Origin of the sequence: Kribbella amoyensis, assembly GCF_007828865.1 — a bacterium.
Lineage (GTDB): Bacteria > Actinomycetota > Actinomycetes > Propionibacteriales > Kribbellaceae > Kribbella > Kribbella amoyensis.
In genome coordinates this window covers 5751610-5778296 of record NZ_VIVK01000001.1, presented here as the reverse complement: position 1 = coordinate 5778296, position 26687 = coordinate 5751610, and the positions used below count along the sequence as shown (strand labels likewise).

The following is a 26687-nucleotide window of genomic DNA, read 5'->3' as shown; positions in this document are numbered from 1 at the left end:
GCCGGATGCAGGCCCGGAGAAGGCGGCCCGGGTGATCAGCCGATCTGGAGCAGCTTCTGCGCCTCGGCGGCGTCACGGGAAGCGGCCGCCCGGGCGGTGGCCTCGGCGAGGGTGTCGCCGGCGTGCTGACGCCACCAGTCCTGGCCCTCGGCCGGGAGCGAGTCGATCGGGTCGTAGTACTCGTACGTCCGGTTGAGCGCCTCGGGATCGGTGACCTCGATACCGGTGCGGTAGTTCTTCTTCCAGTACGAGATGCCGCGGACCTCGTCGTAGTCGGACAGCTGGTGGACCCAGCGCTTGCCGACGTACGGCACGTCGCAGACGATCCGCGGGGTGGCGAAACCGGGCAGGTACCCGAGGATGCCGTGCTGGAGATGCTGGGCGTCCTTCACCGACACCCGCCAGTGCTCCGAGAACGGGATCATGTCGCACATGTAGAAGTAGTACGGCGTGATCGTGGCGCCGTCGAGCAGGGCGAAGCACAGGTCCAGCAGTTGCGGGACCGAATCGTTGACGCCGCGCATCAGGACGCCCTGGTTCCGGACGTCGCGCAGCCCCGCCTCGAACATCGCCTTCGTCGCCTCGGCCACCAGTGGGGTGACCGACTGGGCCGCGTTCACGTGGGTGTGCATGGCGATCATCACGCCGCGCTCGCGGCCGATCCGCGCCACCCGCTCGACGCCGGCCCGGACGTCGTCGGACAGCCAGTGCTGCGGCATCCCCATCAGCGCCTTGGTGGCGAGCCGGATGTCGCGGATGTTCTCGATCTCCAGCAGGCTGGTGAGGAACGACTCCAGCCGTGGCCACGGCATGTTCGCGACGTCGCCGCCGGAGACGACGACGTCGCGGACACCCGGCGTCCGGCGCAGGTAGTCGAGCATGTCGTCGAGCCGCTGCTGCGGCTTGGTGACGAACTTCAGCTTGTCGATCACCGGCGTCGAGTTACCGACCAGGTCCATCCGGGTGCAGTGCCCGCAGTACTGCGGGCACGTCGGCAGGATCTCGGCGAGAACCTTGGTCGGGTAGCGGTGGGTCAACCCCTCCGTGGCCCACATCTCGTGTTCGTGCAGGGAGTCCCGGGTCGCGTGCGGGTGCGACGGCCAGTCGCTGCGGCGGTCGGTGAACAGCGGCAGCATGTACCGGCGGACCGGGTCGGCGTAGAACGCCTCGGTGTAGTTGTCCGCTCCGTTCGGCACGATCGTGTTCAGCATCTGCGGGGGCAGCAGCATCGACATCGTCGCCCGCTCGGCCTGGTCGCGCTCCAGGTCCTCGTAGACGCGGTCCTCGAGCAGGTCGCCCATCACGGCGCGCAACTGCTTGACGTTCTTCACGCAGTGGGCGCGCTGCCACTGCACCGAGCGCCATTCCTCCGCCGTGACGTCCTTCCAGCCGGGCAGCCGGGTCCAGTCCGGCTCGACCAGCTCCACCCGCTGGTACGCGTACGGCTGGCCGCCGAGGTGGTCGGCAGGCTCCGGAACGGCGCGTTCCGGGCTGATCAGATCAGTCACGAGAGTCCTCCGGGGGCTCCACGGGCATTACGGTCTCATGTGAGGATAACAAGAGAACTTCTCTCACATCCGTGAGTATGCCGCAAGATTTCCTCCGAGGTGGGCAATCAGTAGTATTTTGCCCGGCTCATCTCGGAGCCTGGAGAGTCGAGGAGGACCCGTGACGTCAAGCCCAGTCGGACTGCACCGCGTACTCGAGCCGGCCGGCGTGCTGCCGCAGGCCGCGGCGCGGCTGGACGCGCGCCCGCAGCTGTGGCCGGACGAGGTCCGGATCGCCGTCGAGCGGCTGAACCTGGACGCGGCCTCGTACCGTCAGCTCGCCGAGGCGCACGGTCACGACGGGGCCGCGGTCCGCGAGGCCGTGCTCGGCATCGTCGAGCAGCGCGGCAAGATGCAGAACCCGGTCACCGGGTCCGGCGGCATGCTGGTCGGCGTCGTCGACGAGGTCGGCCCGGAGTCGCCGCTCGGGCTGCAGCCGGGGGATCGGGTCGCCACTTTGGTGTCGCTGACCCTGACGCCGCTGCGGATCACCGACGGCCTGGCCCGCTGGGACGGCCAGGGTGAGCAGGTCCCGGCCGAGGGGACCGCGATCCTGTTCGCCCGCTCGATCGTCGCCAAGCTGCCCGACGACCTGCGGCCCGAGCTCTCGCTGGCCGTGATGGACGTGTGTGGCGCGCCCGCTCTGACCGCCCGGGTGGTCCGCCAGTATGTCGACAAAGGCACAAAACCTGTCGTGTCAGTTATTGGCGGCGCAGGGAAAAGTGGCTCACTCTCGCTGGCCGCGGCCCGGCAGGCCGGTGCGGCCAGGACGATCGGCGTCGTGCCGGTCGAGCGTGAAAGGGAGACCCTGACCGCGGCCGGACTGGCCGACGTGGTCGCGCTCGCCGACGCGCGGGATCCGGTCGCGCTGGCCCAGGCGGTCGAGGAGGCCGGGGGACCGGCGGACATCACCGTGGTCTGCGTCGACGTCCCCGGGTGCGAGCACGGCGCGGTCCTCGCCACGGCGGCCGGCGGGACGGTGATCTTCTTCTCGATGGCCACCTCGTTCTCCGCCGCCGCACTCGGTGCCGAAGGGCTCGCTGCCGACGTCACGATGCTGGTCGGCAACGGGTACGTCCCGGGTCACGCCGACTTCGCGCTCGACCTGTTGCGGAGCGAGCCGGGTGTCCGTGGTCTGTTCGACAGCAGGCTGGCGGAGGATTAGGCCTGTGCGCACACTTCTGACGAACGGTTCCGTCTACTCTCCCGCCGACCCCCACGCGACCTCGATCGCGATCGACGACGGCGTGGTCACCTGGCTCGGCGACGACACCGGCGCGGCGTCGTACGCGAACGGCGCGGACGAGGTGATCGACCTGCGCGGCAAGCTGGTCACGCCCGCGTTCGTCGACGCGCACGTACACGCCGCGCAGACCGGGGCGCTGCTGACCGGGCTCGACCTCATCGGCACGACCAGCCTCACCGAAGCGCTCGACCGGCTCGCCGCGTACGCCGCGACGCTGGCGCCCGACGCCGTGATCGACGGCGCGGGCTGGGACGAGACGAAGTGGCCCGAGGGCCGGCCGCCCACCGCGGAGGAGCTGGACCGGGCCGCTGCTGGACGGCGCGTCTACCTGTCCCGGGTGGACGGTCATTCGGGCGTCATCTCGTCCTCGCTGGCGGCCGCGGTCGACGGGCTCGCGGGGCGCGAGGGGTACGACAGCACCGGCCGGGTCGAGCGGGACGCGAACCACGCCGTCCGGGACGCGCTGAGCGAGCTCGTGACCGCCGACCAGCGACTGGAGTACGCGCGAGCCGCCGTCCGCGCGATGGCGGCCAAGGGGATCGGCGCCTTCCACGAGATGGCCGCACCGCACATCGGCCCGCTCTGGGAACTACCGCTGGTCCGCCAGGCCGCCGACGAGCTCGGTCTGGCGGCCACCCTGTACTGGGGTGAGAGGGGCGTCTTCGACAACGTCACCGAGTACGGCCTCGCCGGGCTCGCGGGCGACCTGAACGCCGACGGCGCCCTGGGATCGCGGACCGCGGCACTGCGGGAGCCGTACGCCGACCGCCCGGGCCACCGCGGTCACGCGTACCTGACGGCCGAGCAGATCGCCGAGCACGTGATCGCGTGTACCGAGAAGAACGTGCAGGCGGGCTTCCACTGCATCGGAGATGTTGCCCTGGACAACATCGCGCGCGGGTTCGAGCTGGCCGCCGAGAAGGTCGGCGTGCAGGAGCTCGTCGCCGCCCGGCACCGGCTGGAGCACGTCGAGATGGTCGACGAGGCCGCGATCGCCACCCTCGCGCGGTGTGGTGTCGTCGCGAGTGTGCAGCCGATGTTCGACGCACTGTGGGGCGGACCGGACGACATGTACGCCGAGCGTGTCGGCGACCGCTGGCAGGGGATGAACCCGTTCGGTTCGCTGGCCCGGTCCGGGGTCGTGCTGGCCTTCGGCTCCGACGCGCCGGTCACCGAGCTCGGTGGCTGGGAGGCCGTCCGGGCGGCCGCGTTCCATCACAGCCCGGCCGAGCGGATCACCGTCCGGGCCGCGTTCCAGGCCCACACCCGCGGTGGTTGGCGGGCGGCCGGGATCGACGACGCCGGCGTGCTCGCCCCCGGGACCGCGGCGACGTACGCGGTCTGGGAGAGCGACGCCGACCTCGTCGTGCAGACGCCGGACGAGCGCGTCGCGGCGTGGTCGACGGACCCGCGCGCCGGCGTACCGGTGCTGCCAGACCTCAGTGACCAGGCTCCTGTGCCGACCTGTCTGCGGACCTCCGTGGGCGGGCGGCTCGTGTACGACTCCGAAGGATGGTCGTCGTGACCCGTGCAGTGAAGAAGCTCGACCTCGACCCGGTCACCGTGCGGAAGGCGCGCAGCCTGGCCCGCAAGGCCGGCCGGCCGATCGTCAACCTGGCCCGGCAGCACACCACGGTCTCGGTCGAGCGAGCCGTACTGCGGCTGGCCGGGCTGACCGGCGCCGACAGCGAAGGCATCCCGTGGGTGAACCGGCTCGCGGACACCGTGCGCGCCGACGTCGGCCTGGAACACGGTCTCGCCCTGCCGGTCTGGGGCGCCCTGGTCCGCGGTGAGGCCGAGGACCTGTCCGTCCTCGCCCAGAAGGCGGCCTCCGGCTCGGTCACGTTCCGGCTGCCCGAGGGCCGGGACGCGGTCCGCGCGCGCTCGGCGGCCCGGAAGGCCGCGACCGCCGGGATGCGGCGGGTGGACGCCCGCCGGCGGGAGCGCGACCGGTTGGTCAAGCGGCACGGCGATCCCGAGCAGCGGCCGTGGATCTACCTGATCGTGGCGACCGGCGACATCTACGAGGACATCCCGCAGGCCCAGGCGGCCGCGCGTGAGGGCGCCGACATCATCGCGGTGATCCGCTCGACCGGGCAGTCCCTGCTCGACTACGTCCCCGAGGGCGCGACCCGCGAGGGCTTCGCCGGGACGTACGCGACCCAGGAGAACTTCCGGCTGATGCGGGCCGCGCTGGACGAGTCGTCCAAGGAGCTCGGCCGCTACGTCCGGCTGACCAACTACGCGTCCGGGCTGTGCATGCCGGAGATCGCGACGCTGGCCGGCCTGGAACGGCTGGACATGATGCTGAACGACTCGATGTACGGCATCCTCTTCCGCGACATCAACCCGATCCGCACCTTCGTCGACCAGCGGTTCAGCCGGCAGATCCACGCCCGCGCGGGGATCATCATCAACACCGGCGAGGACAACTACCTGACCACCGCGGACGCCGTCGACGCCGCGCACACGGTCACGGTGTCCCAGTTGCTGAACGAGTACTTCGCGAAGGAGGCCGGGCTGGCCGACTGGCAGCTCGGGCTCGGGCACGCGTTCGAGATCAACCCGGACCTGCCCGACTCGTTCCGGCTCGAACTGGCGCACGCGATGCTGGCCCGCCAGCTGTTCCCGGACGCGCCCTTGAAGTGGATGCCGCCGACCCGGCACATGACCGGCGACGTCTTCCGCGGATACCTGCTGGACGGGTTCTTCAACCTGGCCGGTGCGATGACTGGGCAGGGCATCCTGTTGGTCGGGATGATGACCGAGGCCGTGGTCACGCCGTGGATCTCCGACCGCGACCTGGCCCTGCAGAACGTCCGCTACGTCCTGGGGGCCGCGGGCAACCTGCACGAGGACTTCCGGCCGGAGCCCAGCGGCTTCATCGCCCAGCGCGCCCGGCAGGTACTGGCCGAGTCGGTCGAGCTGCTGGAGGAGATCGTCGACGACGGTCTGCTGAACGCGATCGGCGACGGCACCTTCGGCCTGATGCGCCGCCCGCAGGACGCCGGCCGTGGTCTCGAGGGCGTGGCGAAACGCTCCGACGCGTACTACAACCCCGCGATCGAGCTGCTGGAGGAGGGCCAGTGAGCATCATCAGGCCGTACGGCGACACCACCGGCGACGGGATGGTGCAGCTGTCGTTCACGTTGCCGATCCCGCACGACAAGCGGGCCGAGGGCGCCGCCGTGCAACTGGCGAACAAGATGGGCATCGACCCCGCGCTCGTCGTGCACAGCAAACCGATGGGCCCGGACTTCACCTTCTTCGTCGTCTACGGACCGGTGCACCACCTGGTCGACCCGAGCAAGGTCGAGGTGATCGAGCGGGACTACCCGCTGCTGTCGCCGAAGGAGGCGAACCTCGCCATCCGCAAGGGACTGCGCCGCCGGCTGACCGTGGTCGGTGCCTGTATCGGGACCGACGCGCACACCGTCGGGATCGACGCGATCATGAACATCAAGGGCTTCGCGGGGGAGAAGGGCCTGGAGTACTACCGCGAGCTCAAGGTGGTCAACCTCGGCGCCCAGGTCGCGGTCCCGGAGCTGGTGCGGCGCGCGAAGGCGGAGAAGGCGGACGCGATCCTGGTCTCGCAGGTGGTCACCCAGCGGGAGGCGCACGTGCTGAACACCAAGGAGATGTCGGCCGCTTTCCGGGAGGCGTACCCGGAGCACACCCGCCCGGTATTGGTTGCCGGAGGCCCCCGTTTTACCGAGCAGATGGCGGCCGAACTCGGCGTGGACCGGGTGTTCGGCCGCGGCACCACCCCGGGCGAGGTGGCCAGCTACCTGGTCGACGCCCTGGTCACCCGACGTACCCGGACGCCGAACAGGAGAACCGCATGACCAAGGCCGAGGTCGGTCTCACCGTCACCCACCGCCGGTACGTGCCGTACAGCCACGCGCACTACGCCGGCCACCTGGTCGACGGGGCGTACGTGCTCGGGTTGTTCGGTGACGTGGCGACCGAGGTGTGTATCCAGGCCGACGGGGACGAAGGGCTGTTCGCCTCCTACTCCGACGTGCAGTTCCTGCAGCCGTTGCGGGCCGGCGACGTGGTCGAGGTGACGGCGACGATCACCCGGGTCGGCAACCGGAGCAGGGAGATCGAGTTCGCCGCGGCCGTGGTCTGCCGGGGCCGGCCGGACGTGTCGGAGTCGGCGGCCGAGGTCGTGGACCCGCCGTTGCCGATCACCCGCGCCACCGGGACGGTCGTCGTTCCGGTCCGGTGACAATTAGTTGCCCTGGGTAACGATCACGTGGAGTGCCGAGACGGCTCTGTAACGTGACATCGGCCCGGATCGGCCGTTGAACAAGGAGCCGGGGCAAATGTGTTACAACGCTTTGAAGGAGACCCTGGAGAGGTTGACACCGTCGTCGGGAGCGAGCATCGTTTTGGGGGTCGTCATCTCCCGTTTCTCCGACGGGAACCAGAAGTTCGGCTACCGGATGATCCCGCGACGCTGACCAGGCCAGTGCCAGGCCTGAGTCGACGGGGGCTGAGATCGCCGGTGGTTAGCCCCCCGCGGGGCAGAGGTGGAAGAGGCTCGGTGCCCAGTAGACAACAGCCGGGCGGATCGCATCCAGCGACTTCGTCGGTTGGTCCGAAGGGCCGCCGAGCCTCTTTCCTCTCTGGACTCTGACCGCGCCTTGGCCGTGACGGATACCTTCGTTGTACCGTCATGCGACCGGCACCCGGCCGGACGGTGAGGCCAGGAGGTGCCTGAGTGGATCGGCTGAGGGCGTTCGGACGTCTGCTGCCCCGACTGGTCGTCGCGATCGGGGCCGGCGCCCTGCTCGGTCTGGCCTTCGAGCCGCACGACTATCCCTGGCTCGCCGTGGTTGCCGTCCCGCTCTTCCTCGCCACCCTCGACGGAGTCTCGGTGAAGGCCGGCATCCTGATCGGTGCCGGCTTCGGGATCACCTACTACTCGGTCCTGGTGCCCTGGCTCAGTGTCATCGGCGGCGACGCCGCGATCGCGCTGGCGATCCTGGAGGGCTTGTTCTACGCGGTGTTCGGCGCGTTCGCGAGCCAGGCGCTCAGGCACAGACTGTGGATGCTGTGGATTCCGTGCCTGTGGGTGGCCACGGAGTACGCGACCGCTTCGGTGCCTTTCGGCGGGTTCCCGTGGGGCCGGCTGGCCTGGGCGTTCGCCGACTCGCCGGTCGGCAAGCTCGCTTCCCTGGTCGGGATCCCCGGCCTCAGCTTCGCGATCGCGTTGCTCGGCGTCCTGGCGTACGCCGTGCTCCGGCGGCGCAGCAAGCTCGGTCTGCGGGTGGTCGCCCTGGTCGCCGGGGTGGCGATCGTGGGCGGCAGCGCGCTGATCTCGCTGGACACGGCGGGCAACGGCAAGACCGTGACGGCCGCGATGGTGCAGGGCAACGTGCCGGGCAAGGGCCTGGAGTTCCTCGGCCGGGCCCGGACCGTGACCCGCAACCACCTGGCCGCGACGCTGGAGCTGCAGGAGCGCGTCAAGGCCGGGTCCCAGGTGAAGCCCGACATCGTCATCTGGCCGGAGAACTCCACCGACATCGACCCGTTCCGGGATCCCGAGACCAAGGCCGACATCGAGCAGGCGGTCAAGGCCGTCGGCGTACCGATCCTGGTCGGCGCCGTGCTCGAGGGTCCGGGTGACAACGAGCGTCAGACCACCGGGGTCGTCTGGGATCCGGTGACGGGTCCCGGCCAGGTCTACGCGAAGCGGCACCCGGTTCCGTTCGGCGAGTACATCCCGTTCCGCGAGCAGCTGCTGCCGTACATCAAGCGGCTGGAGATGGTCGGCCGGCAGACCGCGCCCGGCAAGGTGCCTGGGGTGCTGCCGATCAACGGGGTCACCTACGGCGACGTGATCTGCTTCGAGGTCGCGTACGACGACGTGGTGTCGGACGTGATGAAAGGCGGCGCCCAGATCCTCGTGGTGCAGACGAACAACGCCACCTACGGCGGGACCGGCCAGCCCGAGCAGCAGTTCGCGATCACCCGGATGCGCGCGATCGAGACCGGCCGGACCGTGCTGATCGCGTCCACCTCCGGGATCTCCGGGGTGGTCCGGCCGGACGGGACCGTCGAGCACAAGTCGGGCCAGTTCGTCCCGGACGTGTATGTCGCCTCGGTTCCGGCCCGCGATGCCCATACCCTGGCCACCCGGCTCGGCGGCTGGCCGCAGTGGATCTTGACCGGGCTGGGGATCATGGGAGCAGTGGTGGCGCTGGTGTCCCGGCGCCGGCGGACCGACCCCGACCCGGGGACGCCGCCGGCCGCGACGCCGAGCCGGGAGAAGATCCCGGCCTGACCCGCGGCCGCCGGGACGACGCGAGGAGAGGCAACAGCAGTGAGCACGCCGGACGGACACCCCGACCAGCCCGGGACCAGCGGGTCCCGCTGGGCCGAACTGGGCGAGATCCTGGTGATCATCCCGACCTACAACGAGGCCGAGAACCTCGAACCGATCGTCGGCCGGCTCCGCGCCGCCGTGCCGGAGGCGCACGTCCTGATCGCCGACGACAACTCGCCCGACGGCACCGGGGAGCTGGCCGACAAGCTGGCCGCCGGTGACGACCACGTCCACGTCCTGCACCGGCAGGGCAAGGAGGGCCTCGGCGCTGCGTACATCGCGGGCTTCCGCTGGGGTCTCGAGCACGGGTACGGCGTCCTGGTCGAGCACGACGCGGACGGTTCGCACCAGCCGGAGCAGCTGGACCGGTTGCTGGACGCACTGCGTGACGCGGACCTCGTCCTCGGGTCGCGGTACGTCCGCGGTGGCGCGGTCGAGAACTGGCCGAAGTCGCGGGAGATCCTCAGCCGGGGCGGCAACATCTACACCCGGATCGCGCTCGGCATCCCGCTGCGCGACGCGACCGGCGGGTACCGCGCGTTCCGCCGGGAGACGCTGGAGGGGCTCGGCCTCGACCAGGTGGCGTCCGCGGGGTACTGCTTCCAGGTCGACCTGGCCTGGCGGGCGCTGAAGGCCGGGTTCCGGGTGGTGGAGGTGCCGATCACCTTCGTCGAGCGGGAACGCGGCAAGTCCAAGATGTCGCAGGCGATCGTGCTCGAGGCGATGGCCCGGGTCGGCCGGTGGGGCCTGGCGCACCGCGCCCAGCAGGTCAAGGGCCTGTTCGGCGCGGCCGGGAAGGGGTGACCGATGCCGTGGTTCGTGGCAGTGGCGTTGCTGGTGGTGCCGATCGTGGAGATCTTCGTGATCATCCAGATCGGTCAGGTGATCGGTGGCTGGCCGACGGTCGGGCTGTTGCTGGTGGAGAGCGCGCTCGGGGCCTGGCTGATCAAGCGTGAGGGCCGCCGTGCCTGGAACGCGTTGCAGACGTCCTTCCAGACCGCGCGGATGCCGGGCAAGGAGCTGGCCGACGCGGCGCTGATCCTGGTCGGCGGCACGCTGCTGCTGGCGCCGGGATTCGTCACCGACGTCTTCGGCTTCTTCTTCGTGCTCCCGTTCACCCGGCCGCTCGCCCGGCGGGTGCTGGCGGCGATCCTCGGCCGCCGGATCGTCGCCCAGCTCGGCGGCAATCCGATCACCGGCTTCATGCCAGGCGGCTACAAGCCGCCGACCGCCGAGCAGGCCGAGGCCCAGCGGCGCCGCAACGAGGACATCGTCCAGGGCGAGGTCGTCGACCCCGACAAGAAGCAGGACAAGTAGCCGGCCACGGCTCCAGCGGGGGAGCCGGCCGGTTGTTCCGGACATGACGAACGGGCCGTCCGCCGCGTAGTGCGGTGGACGGCCCGTTCGATGCTGTCAGGCTGTGCGCTTGCCGCCGCCGGTGGGGCGGTTGCGGTGGAGGTGGGCCGGGCCGATCTCGCCGTTGCGGAGCAGTTGCACGCGCTCGGCGAGCAGCTCCTCCAGCTCCGAGATGCTGCGCCGCTCGCGCAGCATGTCCCAGTGGGTGCGGGCCGGCTTCTCCTGCTTCGGCTCCGGCTTCTCACCGGTGGAACGGGCGGCCTCGTTGCCGCAGTGCGGGCACTCCCAGACGGCGGGCACCTCGGCGTCGTGCGCCATGGTGACCTCGACCACGTGACCGCGTGGGCAGTCGTACGTGATCGTCTGACGCGGCGCGAACTCGACGCCACGGTCGTCCTCGAAGCTGACCCCACCCAGCCCCGAACCACGCAGAACGCGATTAGACATGTCAAACCTCCGAGTTTCGTCATCCGTGCCAACGGTCGGCCGACCCGGATCATTCCCATTTTGGCATGCCCGAGCCCCCGGTACGCACCTGACACAACTGTCATGACCCGGTGTCACCAGGCGTACACACATCACTGTGTGTCGCAAGCCACACCGGGGTCGACCCGAATTTTTCACAGCCAGTTGCCAGGATTCCCCGATCCATTCCTCAGCAACCGTCCCTAGCGTGCGGCTCCATGGTCCTCCCACGCCACAAGCTCCGTGGCCTCAGCCTGCTCAACGTCGCCCTCGTCGCGATCGTCCTGGCCATCGCCGTCACCTCCTACCTGCTGTTCTTCCGCGACGAGTCCGAGGCCGCGAGGACGGCGCGGCCGACCGTCGCCGTGGCCCGCGGGGACGTGACCGCGAGCGTGAGTTCGAGCGGCACCCTGCAGAGCTCGCGGTCGGCGTCGCCGCAGTTCGAGACCGCGGGCACCGTGACCGCGGTGTACGTGAAGGTCGGCCAGGTGGTCGCCAAGGGCGCGGCGATCGCGAAGATCGACGCCACCGCGGCGCGGCGGCAGGTCCGGATCGCCGAGCAGAACCAGATCGCGGCGAACAACTCGGTCGAGGCGGCGCAGGAGTCGCTCGACGACGCCGAGGAAGCCGCGGACGCGGCCGAGTCCAGCCCGAGCCCGACGCCTGCTCAAGGTCAGCAACAGGGCCAGTCTCAGCAGACCCAGGATCCGGCGATCGTGGTGACGAACGCGAAGGCGAGCCTGGCCCGGGCGAAGGCCGACAAGGAGCAGGCGGACCAGAACGCCGAGGCCGCCCAGGCCGCCGTCGACGCGACCACGCTGCGGGCGCCGATCGCGGGCACGGTGACCGCGGTCAACGGGTCGGTCGGCTCGGTCGCCGGCGGATCAGGCTCAGGTACAGGGTCAGGGTCCGGTGGTTCGTCCGGCCAGACCGGGAGCTCAGGCTCGACCTCAGCTCAAGCCACCACCACCGGCGGGTTCGTCGAGCTCGCCGATCTGAAGTCGCTGCAGGTCGTCGCCGCGTTCCCGGAGGCGGACGCGATCAAGATCAAGGCCGAGCAGGCGTCCACCGTCACGCTGAACGCCGACCCGGGCAGGACATTGACCGCCACCCTGGTCGCGGTCTCGCCGACCCCGACCACCACGAACGGCGTGGTCTCGTACTCGGCGACCTTCAGCCTGGCCAAGCTCCCGGCCGAGGCGCGGATCGGGCAGACCGCGAACGTCACCGTCCAGACCGCGAAGGCGGCGAACGCGCTGCACGTGCCGACGATGGCGATCGCGACCAGCGGGACGACGAACACCGTGACGCTGGCCGACGGACAGAGCCGCGAGGTCCAGGTCGGGGTCCGCGGCGACAGCTACACCCAGGTCACGTCCGGACTCGACGAGGGTGAGCAGATCCAGCTGCTGCAGGGCGCGATCGGCACCGGGGCGGCGGGCCAGGGTGGGCAGGGCCGGACCGGGCAGTTCCCGGGTGGTCAGCTCCCCGGTGGCCAGGGTGGCGGGCAGGGCGGCTTTGGTGGGGGAGCGAACCGTGGCCGGTGACGCCCTGATCGAGATCAAGGACGTCACCAAGACCTACGGAGCCGGCGAGACCGCGGTGCACGCGCTGCGCGGGGTGTCGCTGCGGGTCCGGTCCGGCGAGTACGTCGCGGTGATGGGGTCGTCCGGCTCCGGCAAGTCCACGCTGATGAACATCCTCGGCTGTCTCGACGTCCCCAGCCGCGGCGAGTACTGGCTGGACGGGACGAACGTGGCCCGGTTGTCGGAGGATCAGCAAGCGCTCGTCCGCGGCCGCAAGATCGGGTTCGTCTTCCAGTCGTTCAACCTGATCCCAAGGACCACGGCGCTCGCGAACGTCGAGCTGCCGCTGACGTACGCACACCTGCGCCGGACCGACCGGCGGCAGCGGGCTCGTCGCGCACTCGAACTGGTCGGCCTGGCCGATCGCGAGGACCACCGGCCGAATGAGCTGTCCGGTGGTCAGCAGCAGCGGGTAGCGATCGCCCGGGCGCTGGCAACCGGCCCCCGGATCCTGCTGGCCGACGAGCCGACCGGGAACCTGGATGCGCGCTCCACCGACGAGGTGCTCGGCATGTTCGACGAGCTGAACGCCGACGGCCGCACGGTCGTGGTGATCACGCACGAGGACGAGGTGGCCCGGCGGGCGCGCCGGCTGATCCAGGTGTCCGACGGCCGGATCGTCGCCGACGAGGTGACCCGCTGATGTCACCTCGCGATCTGTTCGGGGCCGCGCTGCGTGGTCTCGGGGCGAACAAGCTCCGCTCTCTGCTGACCGTACTCGGGGTCGCCATCGGCGTCGGCGCGGTCATCGTCCTCGTTGCGGTTGGCAACGGTTCGGGGAAGGCGGTGCAGGATCGGCTGGAGGCGATGGGGACGAACCTGCTCACCGTCTCGACCACGGGAGGGGGCGGCGGGTTCGTCCGCGGCCAGGCCGGCCCGTCGGCGCAGCAGTACGCCCTGTCGATGGAGGACGCCGAAGCACTGGCCGATCGGCGGCTCGCCCCCGACGTGGCCGCGGTCGCGCCGGTGATGACGAGCTCCGGTACGGCGACCAACGGCGACACCAGCTACACCGTCAACCAGGTGATCGGGACGACCCCGGAGTACCTGCCGGCCACGAACACGCCGGTCGGGTCCGGCCGCTCGTTCACCCAGCAGGACGTGGACTCGTCCCGGCGCGTGGTCCTGCTCGGTCAGACGGCGGCGTCGGAGTTGTTCGGCCGGCCGGCGGCCGCGGTCGGCCAGACGGTCAAGCTGGGGGCGATCGACTTCACCGTGCTCGGGGTGCTGGCGAGCAAGGACAGCACCGGATTCGCCGATCCGAACGCGGCCGTGATCGTGCCGATCAGCACGCTGCGCGCGACCCAGGCCGGGTACGGCGCACTGAGCCAGCTGGTCGTCCAGGCGGCCGGCAAGGACCGGGTCGACCTGGCCCAGGCCGAGGTGACCCAGTTGCTCGCAGCCCGGCACCAGGTCCCGGCGAACCAGCCCTCGCCGTTCCGGATCACCAACTCCGCGCAGATCCTGCAGACCAGCCAGGACACCGCGGCGACCTTCACCGCGCTGCTGGCCACGGTCGCCGCGATCAGCCTGATCGTCGGCGGCATCGGGGTCACCAACATCATGCTCGTCACGGTCACCGAACGGACCCGGGAGATCGGGATCCGCAAGGCGCTCGGTGCGCGGCGGCGGGCGATCCTCGGCCAGTTCCTGATCGAGGCCACCTTGCTGAGTCTGCTCGGCGGCGCGGTCGGCGTGGCCGCCGCGCTGGTGGTCAGCCGGTTCCAGCTGGCCGGGGTGCAGCCCGCGCTGGTGCCGTCGTCGATCGCGCTCGCGTTCGGCGTGTCCGCGGCCGTCGGGTTGTTCTTCGGCAGCATGCCCGCGCACCGGGCCGCCGGTCTCCGTCCCATCGACGCCCTCCGTCACGAATGAGAAAGGTCCAGCCATGAGCTCGCAGTCCCCGGACGATTTCGCCCAGATCGGCTCCGACGAGGAGGTCGACGCCGCCCTGCGCCCGAAGCAGACGCTCAACCTGCCGCTGGCGACCGCGATCCTGACCGGGATCGTCGTCCTCGCGGTCGGTCTCGCCGGCGGCGCCGGCCTGCACGCGGCGTTCGCCTCCGACTCGGCCCAGCCCCAAGCGGGCGGTCGCGGCCTCGGTGGGTACGGCACCTTCCGCGGCCAAGGCGGCGGTCCGGGCCAGGGTCCGGGTGGCCAAGGGGGGAACGCGGCGATCGGGACCGTGGTGTCGGCGACCGGCCAGCAGGTGGTGGTGAAGACCCAGAACGGCGACGTGACCGTCAAGATCACCGGCGACACGGCGTACGAGATCACCAGCAAGGGCACCGCGGCCGACCTGAAGACCGGCCAGCAGGTCGTCGTCAGCGGCGAAACCACCGACGGCACCCTGACCGCCCGCACGATCCGGCAGGGCAACCTCCCGGCCGGCGGCTTCGGCCGGACCCCGAACCCGTCGGCGTCACCGCGCTGAGGCCCGGACCTCCACCACTCCCCAACCGCTGGGCGGATGCCGTGGTCGGCCTCCGTCCAGCGTGGAACCCGACTGCACCGTGGACTTGATGAGTGCTGGAGGTCCGCCCGGTCAGACCAGGGTCGGTTGGGTGTTGCCGGCTTCGGCGATGCCGCGGCGCATGTCGACGCGGGTGAGCAGGACCAGGCCGACCAGGAAGAAGAGGCCGAGGGCAACGATCGCGGGGCGGTACGAACCGGTGATCTGGTGGACCAGGCCGAAGACCAGGGTGCCGAGCCAGGAGGTACCGCGCTCGCCGGCCTGGTACAGGCTGAAGTACTCCGCCTCGCGGCCCTTCGGGATCAACTGGCTGAACGCGGACCGGGACAGCGCCTGGGTGCCGCCGAGGACGATGCCGATCGCGACGCCCATCGCGAGGAACGGCACGATCTGGCCGGCCGGCAGCAGGAATCCGGCGATCACGATCAGCATCCAGACGACCAGGCCGCCCATGATCGTGCGCTGCGACCCGTACCGGCGGGCGAACCGGCCGAACGCGAGCGCGCCGAAGAACGCGACGAGCTGAACCAGCAGGATCGTCGCGATCAGCACCTGCGTCTCGAACCCGAGCTGCTTCTCGCCGTAGGTGGACGAGACCGAGATGACGGTCTGGATCCCGTCGTTGAAGAACAGGTACGCGACCAGGAACAGCAGCGTCATCGGGTACGCGCGCAGGTGCCTCAGCGTGGCCGCGAGCTGGCCGAAGCTCTGCCGGACCAGGCTGCCGCTACGGACCGGGACGACGGCGGCGGGTGGACGGTTGCGGAGCCGCACGAACGGGATGAACGTGAACAGGCCCCACCACAACCCCGCACTGAGCAGACTCAACCGGACCGCGGTGCTCTGGCTCATCCCGAGCGCGTCGTGCGCGGTGACGACGCCGAGGTTGATCGCGAGCAGGATGAACCCACCGAGGTACCCTAGCGCCCACGCCCGCGAGGACACGTCGTCGCGGTCGTCGGGTGGAGCGATGTCGATCAAGATCGAGTCGTAGACGACCAGCGAGGACCCCAGACACAGGTTGCCGATGAACAGCAACAGCGCCCCGAGCGCCCACCGGCCGTCGGCGACGAACACCATGCAGCTCGCGGCCAGCGCGCCGGTCCAGGCGAACCCGCACATCAGCAGCTTCTTCCGCGGCGTCCGGTCCGCGATCGCGCCGACCACGGGCAGGAAGAGCGCGGACACCAGGGTCGCGACGGTCACGACGTAGAACGCGAGCGACCCGGGGGAGACGCCGAGCCCGAGGATCTCCAGGTTGGTGCGGCAGGGATTGTCGGTCGTTCCGACCCGCCCGCACGCGGCGGTCTCGGCGACCGAGGTGAGGTACGGGGCGAAGAGCACGGTGCCGGTGGTGGTGACGTAGCCGGAGTTGGCCCAGTCGTACAGGCTGAAGCCCCAGTACTCACGCGAGTCGACCGCAGCCGGAGCGGAGAGCAATCCCATGCGCGGAAGTCTGACAGGTCGAACCGCCGGCAGGTGACATCCCCGATAACACTTCAGTAGCTCGGGGCGGACGGTGTTGCCGACTGCCGGCGGTGGGGCCTCACGTCAGGCGACAGCGGTGGCCTCGAGCTCGACCAGCAGGTCGGGGAGCGCGAGCCGGGTCACCCCGAGCATCGTGGTGGGCGGTGCGACGCCGACGCGGCCCAACCGCGACGCCAGGACGCCGTAGTGCTGGAAGAGCAGGTCCACGTCCGTGGTGTAGACGGTCAGCCGGACGACGTTCGGGAGGGACAGGCCGGCGTCGCCGAGTACGGTCTCCAGGTTGTCGAGGCTCAGGGCCAACTGGGCCGCCAGGTCGTCCGGGTGCTGCGGTTTGCCTTCGGCGCTCATCGCGGTCTGCCCGGAGCAGTACAGGGTCCGGGTGTGCCCGGTGACCACCTCTGCCTGGTTGTACCCGAGCTCCACCGACCACGGCCACGGGTTGACCGCGGTACGTTCCACTGCCATTTCAGCTCCATTCGGTGCGTTGCTGTTGGTGCTGAAAGCCTGGCAACGATTCACGACACCCTGTGTCGTGTATGCCGGTAGGGTTTCCGGATGCGTGCCGATCGGCTGGTCTCGCTGGTGCTGCTCCTGCGTCAACGCGGTCGGTTGTCCGCGGCCACGTTGGCCCGCGAGCTGGAGGTGTCCACGCGGACGGTGCTGCGCGACATCGAGGCGCTGTCCGCGGCCGGGATACCGGTGTACGCCGAGCGGGGGCGGTACGGCGGGTTCGAGTTGTTGCCCGGGTTCCAGACCGAGCTGACCGGGCTGAATCACGACGAGGCGCTTGCGTTGCTGGTCGCCGGATCCCGACGAGGCGCTCAGGTCTTCGGCCTCGGATCAGCTCTTGCCTCGGCGATGCTCAAGATCCTCGACGCTCTCCCGGAAGAGCAACGCGCCACCGCGGCGGGTGCGGTCCAGCGGCTGCTCATCGACCCCGAGACCGACCTCCTGTCCCGCCGTCAGGTTGTCGAGGAGGAACTGCCTGATCCGGTGGTGGGGGAGATCCGGCGGGCGGTGTTCGCGGGTCATCGGCTCCGGCTCCGGTACGCGGCTGTGGGTCAGGAGGCGACGTGGAGGACGGTGGACCCGATCGGGCTGGTGACTGTCCGGCAGCAGGGCTATCTCCTGGCGACGAAGGCGGGCGAGGACCGCACGTACCGGCTGTCGCGGGTGCAGGCGGCCGAGGAGCTCGACGAGCTGGCCGAACGCCCGGAAAGGATCGACCTGGAGCGAGCGTGGCAGGAGAGGAGCACCCGGTTTCGCACCGGCGGCGACCAGGTGGCGGTGAAGCTCCGGCTGAACCCGGCGCGCCGCGAGCAGCTTGTTCGTACCGCCTTGGCTGTCCTCTCCGAAAGCCTCGAAGATGACGGCCGGCTTGTTCTGGAGGTCACCTTCCAAGACAAGAGACACGCCGAGTGGGCTCTCTGGCAGCTTGCCACCGACGCCCAGCCGCTAGCCCCAGCCTGGCTGATCCATTCCCTCCAAACCCGAGCCACAGCCCTCGACAACCACTACAACCAACACCTTTGAGAACCACGTAGCGGGCGCGGTCGGTACTTACGTCCATTGGTTTCGGGCTTGGAGGACTTGGCGGAGGAGGTCTGTTCGGTCGGTGATGAGGCCGTCTACTCCTTGGTCGAGGAGGCGGTGCATGTCGGCTGGGTCGTCCACCGTCCAGACGTGGACCTGTTTGCCGAGGGCGTGGGCTCTTTTCAGCAGGCCTGGGGTGAGGACCCGCAGGCGGCCGTAGACCTCGGGGATCTGCAGGCAGGCGCCCGCGGAGTTCACCGGGAACGGGGTGAACCTCAGCCGGGCGATCTCCTGCTGGCCCAGCCCTGTCGCCAGGCGGGGACCCAGTTCGCGGCGGATCTGGCGGACTCTGGCTTGGCTGAAGGACGACACGCACACGCGGTCGAGCGCCCCGGCCGCGCGGATCACCTCGGCGGCCGGGAGGACGCCGTTGTCGGCTTTGATGTCGAGGTTGAGCTTGACCTCGGGGAAGGCGTCCAGCACCTCGGCGAGCAGCGGGATCGGCTCGTGGCCGTTGATGCGGGCTTTGCTCACTTCGGACCAGGGCAGGTCGGCGATGACGCCGGTGCTGTCGGTGACGCGGTCGAGGCGGTGATCGTGGAAGGCGACCACGACGCCGTCGCTGGTGGCGTGCAGGTCGGTTTCCAGGTAGTGGTACCCGAGTTTCACCGCGTGGGCGAAGGCGTGCATCGAGTTCTCGTACCCCAGGTTGTCGGGGTGCAGGGCGCCGCCGCGGTGGGCCATGGCGATCGGGCCGTCGTGGACGAGGTACGGGTACACATCGGAAAGTATGTACCGTTTGGGTGGTGACGCTTCTCAACCCCCGCCCCGACCTGTGGACCCTCGAACCCGAGGTGCTCCATCTCAACCATGGTTCGTACGGCGCCGTGCCGCGCCGGACGCAGGAGCTGATGGCCCGGCTGCGCACCGAGGCCGACGCGAACCCGATGGTGTGGTTCCGCTCGGTGGCCGACCGGCTGACCACCAGCCGGCTCGAGCTGGCCGGCTTCCTCGGTACCGATCCCGCCGGGTTCGCCCTGGTTCCGAACGCGAGCGCCGGCGTCACGGCGGCGCTGGCCACAATCCCGATCCCGGCCGGCAGCCGGATCGTGCTGACCAACCACGCGTACGGCGCGGTCCGGTACGCCGCGGAGCGGTTCTGCCGGGCCCGCGGAGCCGAGATCGTGGTGGTCGACATCCCGTTGGAGGCCGACGACGACACCGTGGTCGCGACGATCTCCGCGGCGCTGGACGAGCGGACCGCGGGGCTGATCGTGGACCAGATCAGTTCGGCGACCGCGATGGTGTTCCCGATCCGCCGCCTGGTCGAGGCGTGCGGCGGCCGCATCCCGGTGATCGTCGACGGCGCCCATGCTCCGGCGCTGCTCGACGCACCCGCGGAGGACGGCGCCGACTTCTGGACCGGGAACTTCCACAAGTGGCCGGCCGCACCCCGTGGTACCGCCGGCCTGGTGGTCGCGGAGAAGTGGCGGACCGCGACGATGCCGCTGATCGTGTCCTGGTCCGAGTACGACGAGCGCCTGCCGGAGCGGTTCGACATGCAGGGGACGTACGACTACGTGCCCTGGATCGCGGCGCCGGAGTCGGTGCGGGTCCTCGCCGAGTTGCAGTGGCCCGAGCGCCGGACCCAGCTGTCCGGGTTGATCGACGAAGGCGCCCGCGTCCTCGCCAAGGCGCTCGGCACCGGGATCCCCGACATCGCGAGCCCGGCCGCGACGATGCGCCTGGTCGAGCTGCCGTTCTCGGGGGTCGCGACCCCGGGGGAGGCCGAGTCGGTGAAGATCCGCGCATCCCGTGAGCTCAAGGCCGAGATCACCCTGACCGGGTTCGACGGCCGGACGTACATCCGGTTGTCGGCGCACGCGTACAACAGCCTCCACGACTACGAGGTACTCGCCGAGCGGCTGCCCACACTGCTCTGAGTCGCCAGCGCCAACTGTCGGTGCCGGGTTCTAGGGTCCTCGGCCATGACCTCCTACCTCGACTCCACCCGCGCCTCCTACGACACCGTCGCCGCCGACTACTACAAGATCGTCGAGCCGCTCTTCATCGCGGACCCGTTCCAGCGGGCGATGATGGGGCTGCTCGCCGACCTGGTGGCCGAGGGTGGCGGGGGACCGGTCGGCGATCTGGGCTGCGGTCCCGGGCACGTGACGACGTACCTGGCCGGGCTGGGCGTGGACGCGTTCGGGGTGGACCTGTCGAGCGGGATGGTCGAGGTCGCAAGGGCGGCGCATCCCGAGCTGCGGTTCGAGCAGGGTTCGTTGCTCGACCTGGACCTGCCCGACAACGAGCTCGCCGGTGCGCTCGCCTGGTACTCCCTGGTGCACACGCCGGCCGAGGACCTGCCGCGGGTGTTCGGCGAGCTCTTCCGGGTGGTGCGGCCGGGTGGGCTGCTGCTGCACGGGTTCAAGATCGGCGAGGGCACGCGGCACCTGGACCAGGGGTACGGGCATCCGCTGTCGCTCGACGTCTACCGGTACCAGCCGGACGTGATCGCGGGGCTGCTGGCCGGGGCCGGGTTCGTCGAGGTGTCGACGACGACCACGGCCCCGAGCAGCATCGACCAGCTCCCGCAGGCGTACCTGCTGGTCCGCAAACCGGCCTGATCAGCCCTTCACGGCGCCGGACGTCATGCCGGCCACGATCTGCCGGTTGAAGAATAGGAACATGATCAGCGGCGGGATCGTGATCAGCAGGATGTTCATGAAGAGCAGGTTGTACTGGGTGGAGTACTGGCTGGAGAAGTTGTAGAGGGTGAGCTGGACGGTGGCGTTCTTGTCGCCGGGCAGGAAGTACAGCGGGTTCACGAAGTCGTTGAACACGGTGACCGACTGGACCACGACGACGGTCACGATCACCGAGCGCAGCAGCGGGAAGACGACGCCGAAGAACAACCGCAACGGCCCGGCCCCGTCGATGACGGCCGCCTCGTCCAGCTCCCTCGGGATGGTCGCGACGAACGCCCGGAACAGCAGGATGCAGAACGACAGCCCGAACGCGATCTCGATCAGGATCAGCCCCGGCATGGTCCGGAACAGCCCGAACTTCTGCAGTACCCAGATCGTCGGCACCACGGCGGGCGGGATGATCAGGCCGGACAGCACCAGAAAGTTGATCATCGGATTCCACCGGCTCTTGCGGCGTTGCAGCACGAACCCGGCCATCGCGGCCAGCACCACCATCCCGGTGACACTGGCGACGGTGAGGATCGTGCTGTTGATGAAGGCGATCACCAGCATGTAGTCGCGGGCCTCGACCACCTCGATGAAGTTCTGCACGAACCGGAACTGGTGCGGCCAGGAGAAGTCGAGGTCCGCGGACTGCTGCCGGTCCTTGACCGCGGTCAGCAGGATGAACGCGAACGGGACGACGAACACCACGATCGACGAGACGATCGCGACCGCGCTGAGCAGGTAGTTCCGGCCGGGCCGGTGGTTCACGAGGTCGGCGGTGCTCACAGGTCCACCTCCCGGCGGTTGAGGAACCAGGACAACGGCAGCACGATCGCGGTGACCACGACGAACAGCACCACGTTCCCGGCCGTCGACAGGCCGTAGAAGCCGGCCTGGTACTGCTTGTAGATGACCGAGGCGATCACGTCGGAGGTGAAGCCGGGACCGCCCCGGGTCATCGCCCAGATCAGGTCGAACGACCGCAGCCCGCCGATCAGCGACAGGATGATCACGGTCACCGTGGCCGGCCGGGACAGCGGCAGCACGATCCGGCGGAACGTCTCCCACGACCCGGCGCCGTCGACGCGCGCGGCCTCGACGTACTCGCGCGGGATCGAGACGATGCCGGCGATGTAGATCAGGGTGGCCAGGCCGACGCCCTTCCAGACGTCGACCGCGGCCACCGACAGCAGCGCCCACTTCGGATCGGTCAGCCAGCCCGGGCCGTCGATCCCGACGACGCTCAGCGCGCCGTTGATCAGGCCGCGCTCGGGGTTCATCAGCACGGTGAAGGTCAGGCCGACGCCGATGGTCGAGACCAGCACCGGGAAGAAGACCACCGACCGTAGGTAGCCGCGGGCAACGATCTGCGAGGTGAGCAGGACCGCCAGCAGGAGGCCGAGGACGACCTTCGACCCCGACGTGACCACGGCGTACACGAGGGTGTTGGTGAAGCCCTTGACCAGGGCCGGTTCCTGGAAGAACAGCTTGAAGTTGTCCAGCCCGATGAACTTGGACTCGAACAGGCTCCACCGGGTCAGGCTGAAGTACAGGGAGGCGAAGTTGGGGACGAGAAACAGCACCCCGTAGATCACCGCGGACGGCAGGTAGAACCAGTACGAGTACGGGCGGTACACCTTCCCCCCGGCCGCCGAGGCGGCCGGGGGCGCGTCGGAGCGCGAACCTGGGCGGATCGAGGCGATGGCCACCCGGCTCACCAGCCCGCGAGTCCGAGTTGCTGCGCCTGCTTCTTCACATCCTCGTCGTACCGGGCGGCGCCGTCCTTGGCCTTGCGGATGCCGGAGCCGACCTCGACGGTGATCTGCTCCAGCGAGGGACCCTTGACCGGCGAGACGAACTCCAGCGCCAGGCTGGACGCGCCCTGCTGATCGAGGTACGGCTGCATGTCCTTGATCGCCTGCGGGACGTCGTCCGGCAACTCGCAGCCCTTGACCGCGTACGGACCGGTCGGCGCGCCGACGGAAGCCTGTGACTTGCAGCCTTCCGGGCTGGCGACGAAGGCGAGGAACTTCTTGGCCGCGTCCAGCTTCGCGTCGGCGGTCGTCTTCGGGATGTACAGCGCGCCCGGGGTCCAGACCGTCAGGCCGTTCTTGCTCGCGTCGTCACCAGGCAACGCGAACAGGCCGACGTTCTTCGCCGCGTCGGGATGGGTCGCGACCATGTCGGCGACCACCCCGGACAGGATCGGGTACTGCGCACCCTTGCCCTGGGCCAGCATCCGGAGGCCGTCCGGGAGCTTGGCCGAGGCGAAGTCGGGATTCTCGTACCCCGCGTCGTGCACCGCCTGGGTGTGCTCGAACCCCTTCAGCGCGGCCGGCGAGGTCGCGTACTTCGCCTGGTTCTTGGTGTACCGGTCGGCGAAGTCCGGCTCGGCGGTGGCGACGTTGTGGAAGTCGCCGAGGACGAACAGCTGTGAGGTCCAGGTCTCGCCGTAGGTCTGGATCACCGGCGCGATCCCGGCGGCCTTGATCTTCGCGCTGTTGGCCATGAACTCGGCCCACGTCCTCGGCGGCTTCAGCCCGAGCTTGGTGTACACGGGGATGTTGTAGAGGACCGCGCCGCCCATGAAGCCGCCGACCGGGACGCCGTACACCTGGCCGTCCGCGGTCACCGTCTTCTTGAAGTTCTCGTCCAGGTCGCCGATGTAGGGCTCGTCGTTGACCGGGAGCAGGTTCTTCTGCGGCGCGATCGCCTGGAACAGCGACCCGGTGTTGTAGTTGAAGACCTCCGGCATGTCGCCGGTGGACAACCGGGTCTTGATGATGTTGTCGCCCTCGGTACCGGCCGGCCGGGTCTCCACCTTGACCGTCAGGTCGGGGTACTTGGCGTGGAAGTCCTTGGCCAGCTGTTCGGCCTCCTTGAGGTCCTGTTCCTGATTGGTGATCAGGTAGGTGATCTCGACCGAGCCCCCGCCCGAGTCGTCACTGGAGCCGAGGCTGCCGGCGCTGCACGCGGTGAGTGCGAGCGAGCCGGCGGCGACGACAGCGAGGGTCCAACGCGAGCGGATCGTCATGTGAGCCTCCAGGGGGTGGTCGTCGAGCGGTGGTTCGTCAGTGCCTGCTGGTCGGGGTGTCGAGGGTGATGCCGAGGAGCCGGCCGAGTTCGGCGCGGAGGGCCTCGGCCGCGGGGGAGAAGCCACCGCCGGCCACGTCGGCCAGTCGCGGCGCGGGCGCGTCCAGGTACCGCTCGAGCCGGCCGGCGAGCTGGGCGTCGGTGTCGGCGATGCCGGCGTCCACGGCCACCGCGGCGATCGCGTTCCAGCTGGCCTCGTGATCCATGAACTGGCGGATCGTCGGCTCGGCCGGGAGTTCGGCGACACCGGCGAACGGGTCGTCGGCGGTCCATTCGTGCGAGCCGTGCGCAACCTCTACGGGCTCGGCCTGTCCGGGAACGTGAACGGTCGCGGTGGCCCCGACCGGCACGGTGACGCTGAGCCGCAGCCGCCCGTCGGCGCGCTCCCACGCGACGGCGGCCTCGCCGTACGGCGTGAGGTGGCGGGCGGCGGCGCGGGTGAGCCGGGAGTCGGGGACGGGGTTGATCGTCAGTTTGCGGTAGCCCGGTTCGGCCGCGGCGAGACCGGCGACGCGGCGGTGCAGCCAGTCCGCGACGGCGCCGAGGGCGTAGTGGTTGAACGAGGTCATCTCGCCAGGGTTGATGCTGCCGTCGGGCAGCATGCTGTCGTACCGCTCCCAGACCGTGGTGGCGCCCATCGTCACCGAGTACAGCCAGGACGGGCACCCGGTCTGCAGCAGCAGGCGGTACGCGAGGCCGGTCTCGCCCGCGTCGGTCAGCGCGTCGGTCATCAACGGCGTACCGACGAACCCGGTGCTGATCCGGAAGCCCGAGATGCGGACCAGATCGGCCAGCCGCTGCCCGGCCCGGCGACGCTGCTCCTCACCCGGCAACAACGCCCACTGCAACGCCAGCGCGTACGCGGTCGGGGCGTCGCTGAGCACCCGGCCACCCTCGGTCGCGTACTCCGCGGCGAACGCGGCCCGCACCCGAGCAGCCAGGTCGGAGTACTCCGCGGCCAGGTCGGTGTCGCCGACGAGCGCGGCCGCTTGGCCGACGACCTCGGCGGACCGTGCGAGGTGAGCGGTCGCGACCACATCCGCATCGGCCTTCGCGCGGAACGCGTTCTCGGGCGGCGCGGTCGGGTCGAGCCAGTCGCCGAACTGGAACCCGCCGGACCAGAGCAGGTTGTCGCCGGCCAGGTCCCGCATCCGGTCCACCCAGGCCCGCATGCTCGGCAGTTGGCGGGCGAGCAGGTCGAGGTCACCGAACCGCTCGTACAACACCCACGGAACGAGCGTCGCCGCGTCGCCCCAGGCCGCGGTGGCCGGGTCGGCGTCACGCAGGACGTCGGGGATCACGTACGGGACCGCGCCGTTCTTGTGCTGCTCGGCGGCGAGGTCGGCGAGCCAGTTGGTGAGGAATCCGGCCGTGTCGAACAGGAAACTCGCGGTCGGCGAGAAGACCTGGATGTCGCCGGTCCAGCCGAGTCGCTCGTCGCGCTGCGGGCAGTCGGTCGGCACGTCCAGGAAGTTGCCGCGCATGCCCCACACGACGTTCTCGTGGAACCGGTCGAGCAGCTCGTCGGACGACTCGAACCAGCCGGTGCGGGCCAGGTCCGACCCGACCACGACGGCCTCCAGGTCCTCGGCCCGCAGATCGGCCACCCCGGTCACCTCGGCGTACCGGAACCCGTGGAAGGTGAGCGCCGAGTCCAGCGTCACCTCGTCGGGCCCGGCCAGGACGTAGGAGTCGGTCGCCTTGGCGGTCCGCAGCGGGCGGACGCCGAGTTCGCCGTTCTCCAGGACCTCGGCGTGCCGGACCACGATCTCGTCGCCCTCGGCGCCACCGCGGACGGTGAGCCGGACCCGGCCGACCAGGTTCTGCCCGAAGTCGATCAACGTCTTCCCGGCCGGCGACGTGCTGATCGAGACCGGCGGGAGGACCTGGGTGATCCGGACCGGCGGACCGTCGGGCGCCACCAGCAGGCCGAGGTCCGCGTCCAGCACGTCGACCCCGGTCACGCTGTCCGGGCTCCGGCGCAGGTCGGTGCGCTGACCGTCGTACAGGTCGTCGGCGACGATCGCGCTCTCCCGGACGGTCCAGCCGTCGCCGGACCCGAACACCTGGGTCTCGCCGTCGGCCGTGGTCACCTCGAGCTGGGCGAGCACGGCCAGCCGGTCGCCGTACACGGCACTCTGGTCCTGGAACCCGAGCCGGCCGCGGTACCAGCCGTTGCCGAGCAGGAACTCCAGCCGGTTCTCGCCCGGTACGACGAGATCGGTCACGTCGTAGGTCTGGTACCGGTGCCGGAACTGGTACGCGGTCCAGCCGGGCGCGAGCTCGTCGGTGCCGACGCGCTGCCCGTTGAGCTCGGGCACGTACACGCCGTACGCCGTGACGTAGAGGCGGGCGCGGACGACGTCGCCGGGGAGCTCGGTGACTCCGGCGACGAGGGGAGCGGGGGCGCCGATCGCGCCGGCCTCGCTCGGTGAGACGAAGCGGGCGGTCCAGTCGGCCGAGTTCAGCAACCCGACCTCGACGGTGGCCGGCTCGCTCCAGCCACTCCAGTCACCGGTACCGCGGACCCGGATCCGGACCTGGGCGGACTCGCGGGAGGCCAGCGGGTCACCCGGCCAGGGCACCAGGACCTGGTCGGCGGACTCGACGGTGTGGATCACCACGTCGGCGTCGTCGCGGGCGATCTCGACCTGGTACGCGGCCTGCGTGTAGCCGGGATCGGCGGCCGGCACCTGCCAGGACAACCGGGGCGATCCGGTCCCGAGGCCCAGCACGGGGCCGGCGTCGGTGCGGTGCTCGAAGCGGACGGTGGACGGCGCGGAAAGGGGCGTCATGACACTCCAGACGGGGGGATGAAACGATTCATCGTCGGTGCGGCGGAAGTGGCGGCTGGTCGGTTCCGGAAGGGTGCG

The 26687-nt window shown here is 70.1% G+C and carries 24 protein-coding genes; 15 read left to right on the top strand and 9 right to left on the bottom strand.

The window, feature by feature from the left end; genetic code table 11:
- Window positions 1-35 precede the first annotated feature (35 nt).
- Entirely contained in the window at window positions 36-1508 is a 1473-nt protein-coding gene (locus tag FB561_RS27005; protein WP_145811423.1) for a KamA family radical SAM protein, read from the bottom strand.
- A 160-nt stretch (window positions 1509-1668) separates the two neighbouring features.
- Here FB561_RS27005 and kdd point away from each other — a divergent pair, with 160 nt between their 5' ends.
- The 8 genes from kdd (at window position 1669) to FB561_RS26965 (ending at window position 10444) form a co-directional block, all read left to right on the top strand.
- Window positions 1669-2712 carry an L-erythro-3,5-diaminohexanoate dehydrogenase gene (kdd, locus tag FB561_RS27000; protein ID WP_145811420.1) on the top strand — a complete coding sequence of 348 codons (1044 nt, stop codon included), beginning with the start codon at window positions 1669-1671 and terminating at the stop codon, window positions 2710-2712.
- 4 nt (window positions 2713-2716) lie between these two features.
- Window positions 2717-4318 (top strand): amidohydrolase, encoded by a 1602-nt coding sequence (locus FB561_RS26995; protein ID WP_145811418.1) that lies wholly within the window; start codon window positions 2717-2719, stop codon window positions 4316-4318.
- Window positions 4315-5883 carry a lysine 5,6-aminomutase subunit alpha gene (gene kamD, locus FB561_RS26990; RefSeq protein WP_145811415.1) on the top strand — a complete coding sequence of 523 codons (1569 nt, stop codon included), beginning with the start codon at window positions 4315-4317 and terminating at the stop codon, window positions 5881-5883. The genes FB561_RS26995 and kamD overlap by 4 nt, the downstream gene beginning before the upstream one ends.
- Window positions 5880-6638, top strand: a complete 759-nt coding sequence (kamE, locus tag FB561_RS26985) for a lysine 5,6-aminomutase subunit beta (protein ID WP_145811413.1) — start codon at window positions 5880-5882, stop codon at window positions 6636-6638. The genes kamD and kamE overlap by 4 nt, the downstream gene beginning before the upstream one ends.
- Entirely contained in the window at window positions 6635-7024 is a 390-nt protein-coding gene (gene kal / locus FB561_RS26980) for a 3-aminobutyryl-CoA ammonia lyase (protein ID WP_145811411.1), read from the top strand. The genes kamE and kal overlap by 4 nt, the downstream gene beginning before the upstream one ends.
- Window positions 7025-7519: 495 nt before the next feature.
- Window positions 7520-9085: an apolipoprotein N-acyltransferase gene (gene lnt / locus FB561_RS26975; protein WP_145811409.1), complete on the top strand. Its 1566-nt coding sequence runs from the start codon at window positions 7520-7522 to the stop codon at window positions 9083-9085.
- Window positions 9086-9184: 99 nt separating this feature from the next.
- Entirely contained in the window at window positions 9185-9931 is a 747-nt protein-coding gene (locus FB561_RS26970; RefSeq protein ID WP_202880921.1) for a polyprenol monophosphomannose synthase, read from the top strand.
- 3 nt (window positions 9932-9934) lie between these two features.
- Window positions 9935-10444, top strand: a complete 510-nt coding sequence (locus tag FB561_RS26965) for an FxsA family protein (protein ID WP_145811407.1) — start codon at window positions 9935-9937, stop codon at window positions 10442-10444.
- 96 nt (window positions 10445-10540) lie between these two features.
- On the opposite strand, the gene FB561_RS26960 is transcribed toward FB561_RS26965, so the two are convergent.
- Complete coding sequence (locus FB561_RS26960) at window positions 10541-10930, bottom strand: RNA polymerase-binding protein RbpA (RefSeq protein ID WP_145811405.1); 390 nt, start codon at window positions 10928-10930, stop codon at window positions 10541-10543.
- Between the two features lie 236 nt (window positions 10931-11166).
- Here FB561_RS26960 and FB561_RS26955 point away from each other — a divergent pair, with 236 nt between their 5' ends.
- The 4 genes from FB561_RS26955 to FB561_RS26940 are packed head-to-tail and all read left to right on the top strand — an operon-like array spanning window position 11167 to window position 14965.
- Entirely contained in the window at window positions 11167-12495 is a 1329-nt protein-coding gene (locus tag FB561_RS26955) for an efflux RND transporter periplasmic adaptor subunit (RefSeq protein WP_145811403.1), read from the top strand.
- Window positions 12485-13177: an ABC transporter ATP-binding protein gene (locus FB561_RS26950; RefSeq protein ID WP_145813403.1), complete on the top strand. Its 693-nt coding sequence runs from the start codon at window positions 12485-12487 to the stop codon at window positions 13175-13177. Before FB561_RS26955 ends, FB561_RS26950 begins: the two co-directional genes overlap by 11 nt.
- Window positions 13177-14406: an ABC transporter permease gene (locus tag FB561_RS26945; RefSeq protein ID WP_145811401.1), complete on the top strand. Its 1230-nt coding sequence runs from the start codon at window positions 13177-13179 to the stop codon at window positions 14404-14406. Before FB561_RS26950 ends, FB561_RS26945 begins: the two co-directional genes overlap by 1 nt.
- 13 nt (window positions 14407-14419) lie before the next feature.
- Entirely contained in the window at window positions 14420-14965 is a 546-nt protein-coding gene (locus FB561_RS26940; protein ID WP_145811398.1) for a DUF5666 domain-containing protein, read from the top strand.
- 111 nt (window positions 14966-15076) lie between these two features.
- Here FB561_RS26940 and FB561_RS26935 read toward each other — a convergent pair whose 3' ends face one another.
- Together FB561_RS26935 and FB561_RS26930 are read right to left on the bottom strand one after the other, a co-directional pair.
- Window positions 15077-16450 (bottom strand): MFS transporter, encoded by a 1374-nt coding sequence (locus tag FB561_RS26935; RefSeq protein WP_145811397.1) that lies wholly within the window; start codon window positions 16448-16450, stop codon window positions 15077-15079.
- 105 nt (window positions 16451-16555) lie between these two features.
- Window positions 16556-16951 carry a Rid family hydrolase gene (locus tag FB561_RS26930; RefSeq protein WP_145813401.1) on the bottom strand — a complete coding sequence of 132 codons (396 nt, stop codon included), beginning with the start codon at window positions 16949-16951 and terminating at the stop codon, window positions 16556-16558.
- A 96-nt stretch (window positions 16952-17047) separates the two neighbouring features.
- Between FB561_RS26930 and FB561_RS26925 the strand changes: the two genes are divergently transcribed.
- Window positions 17048-18025: a helix-turn-helix transcriptional regulator gene (locus tag FB561_RS26925; RefSeq protein WP_145811395.1), complete on the top strand. Its 978-nt coding sequence runs from the start codon at window positions 17048-17050 to the stop codon at window positions 18023-18025.
- 27 nt (window positions 18026-18052) lie between these two features.
- On the opposite strand, the gene FB561_RS26920 is transcribed toward FB561_RS26925, so the two are convergent.
- Window positions 18053-18805: a glycerophosphodiester phosphodiesterase family protein gene (locus tag FB561_RS26920; RefSeq protein ID WP_202880748.1), complete on the bottom strand. Its 753-nt coding sequence runs from the start codon at window positions 18803-18805 to the stop codon at window positions 18053-18055.
- Between the two features lie 26 nt (window positions 18806-18831).
- On the opposite strand from FB561_RS26920, the gene FB561_RS26915 reads away from it, so the two are divergent.
- Both FB561_RS26915 and FB561_RS26910 read left to right on the top strand, forming a co-directional pair.
- A complete protein-coding gene (locus tag FB561_RS26915; protein ID WP_238335081.1) occupies window positions 18832-19968 on the top strand; it encodes an aminotransferase class V-fold PLP-dependent enzyme in 1137 nt (378 codons plus the stop codon).
- 45 nt (window positions 19969-20013) lie between these two features.
- Complete coding sequence (locus FB561_RS26910; RefSeq protein WP_145811391.1) at window positions 20014-20655, top strand: class I SAM-dependent methyltransferase; 642 nt, start codon at window positions 20014-20016, stop codon at window positions 20653-20655.
- Here FB561_RS26910 and FB561_RS26905 read toward each other — a convergent pair whose 3' ends face one another.
- From FB561_RS26905 to FB561_RS26890, 4 genes are read right to left on the bottom strand one after another with little or no spacing between them, the layout of a single operon-like run.
- The gene (locus FB561_RS26905) at window positions 20656-21507 is read right to left on the bottom strand and encodes a carbohydrate ABC transporter permease (RefSeq protein ID WP_145811389.1); all 852 of its coding nucleotides are present in this window, start codon (window positions 21505-21507) and stop codon (window positions 20656-20658) included. It abuts the gene before it with no gap.
- Window positions 21504-22430: a carbohydrate ABC transporter permease gene (locus FB561_RS26900; protein ID WP_238335080.1), complete on the bottom strand. Its 927-nt coding sequence runs from the start codon at window positions 22428-22430 to the stop codon at window positions 21504-21506. The genes FB561_RS26905 and FB561_RS26900 overlap by 4 nt, the downstream gene beginning before the upstream one ends.
- A gap of 5 nt (window positions 22431-22435) precedes the next feature.
- The gene (locus tag FB561_RS26895; protein WP_145811385.1) at window positions 22436-23755 is read right to left on the bottom strand and encodes an ABC transporter substrate-binding protein; all 1320 of its coding nucleotides are present in this window, start codon (window positions 23753-23755) and stop codon (window positions 22436-22438) included.
- 37 nt (window positions 23756-23792) lie between these two features.
- Window positions 23793-26609: a family 78 glycoside hydrolase catalytic domain gene (locus FB561_RS26890; RefSeq protein ID WP_145811383.1), complete on the bottom strand. Its 2817-nt coding sequence runs from the start codon at window positions 26607-26609 to the stop codon at window positions 23793-23795.
- Window positions 26610-26687 lie beyond the last annotated feature (78 nt).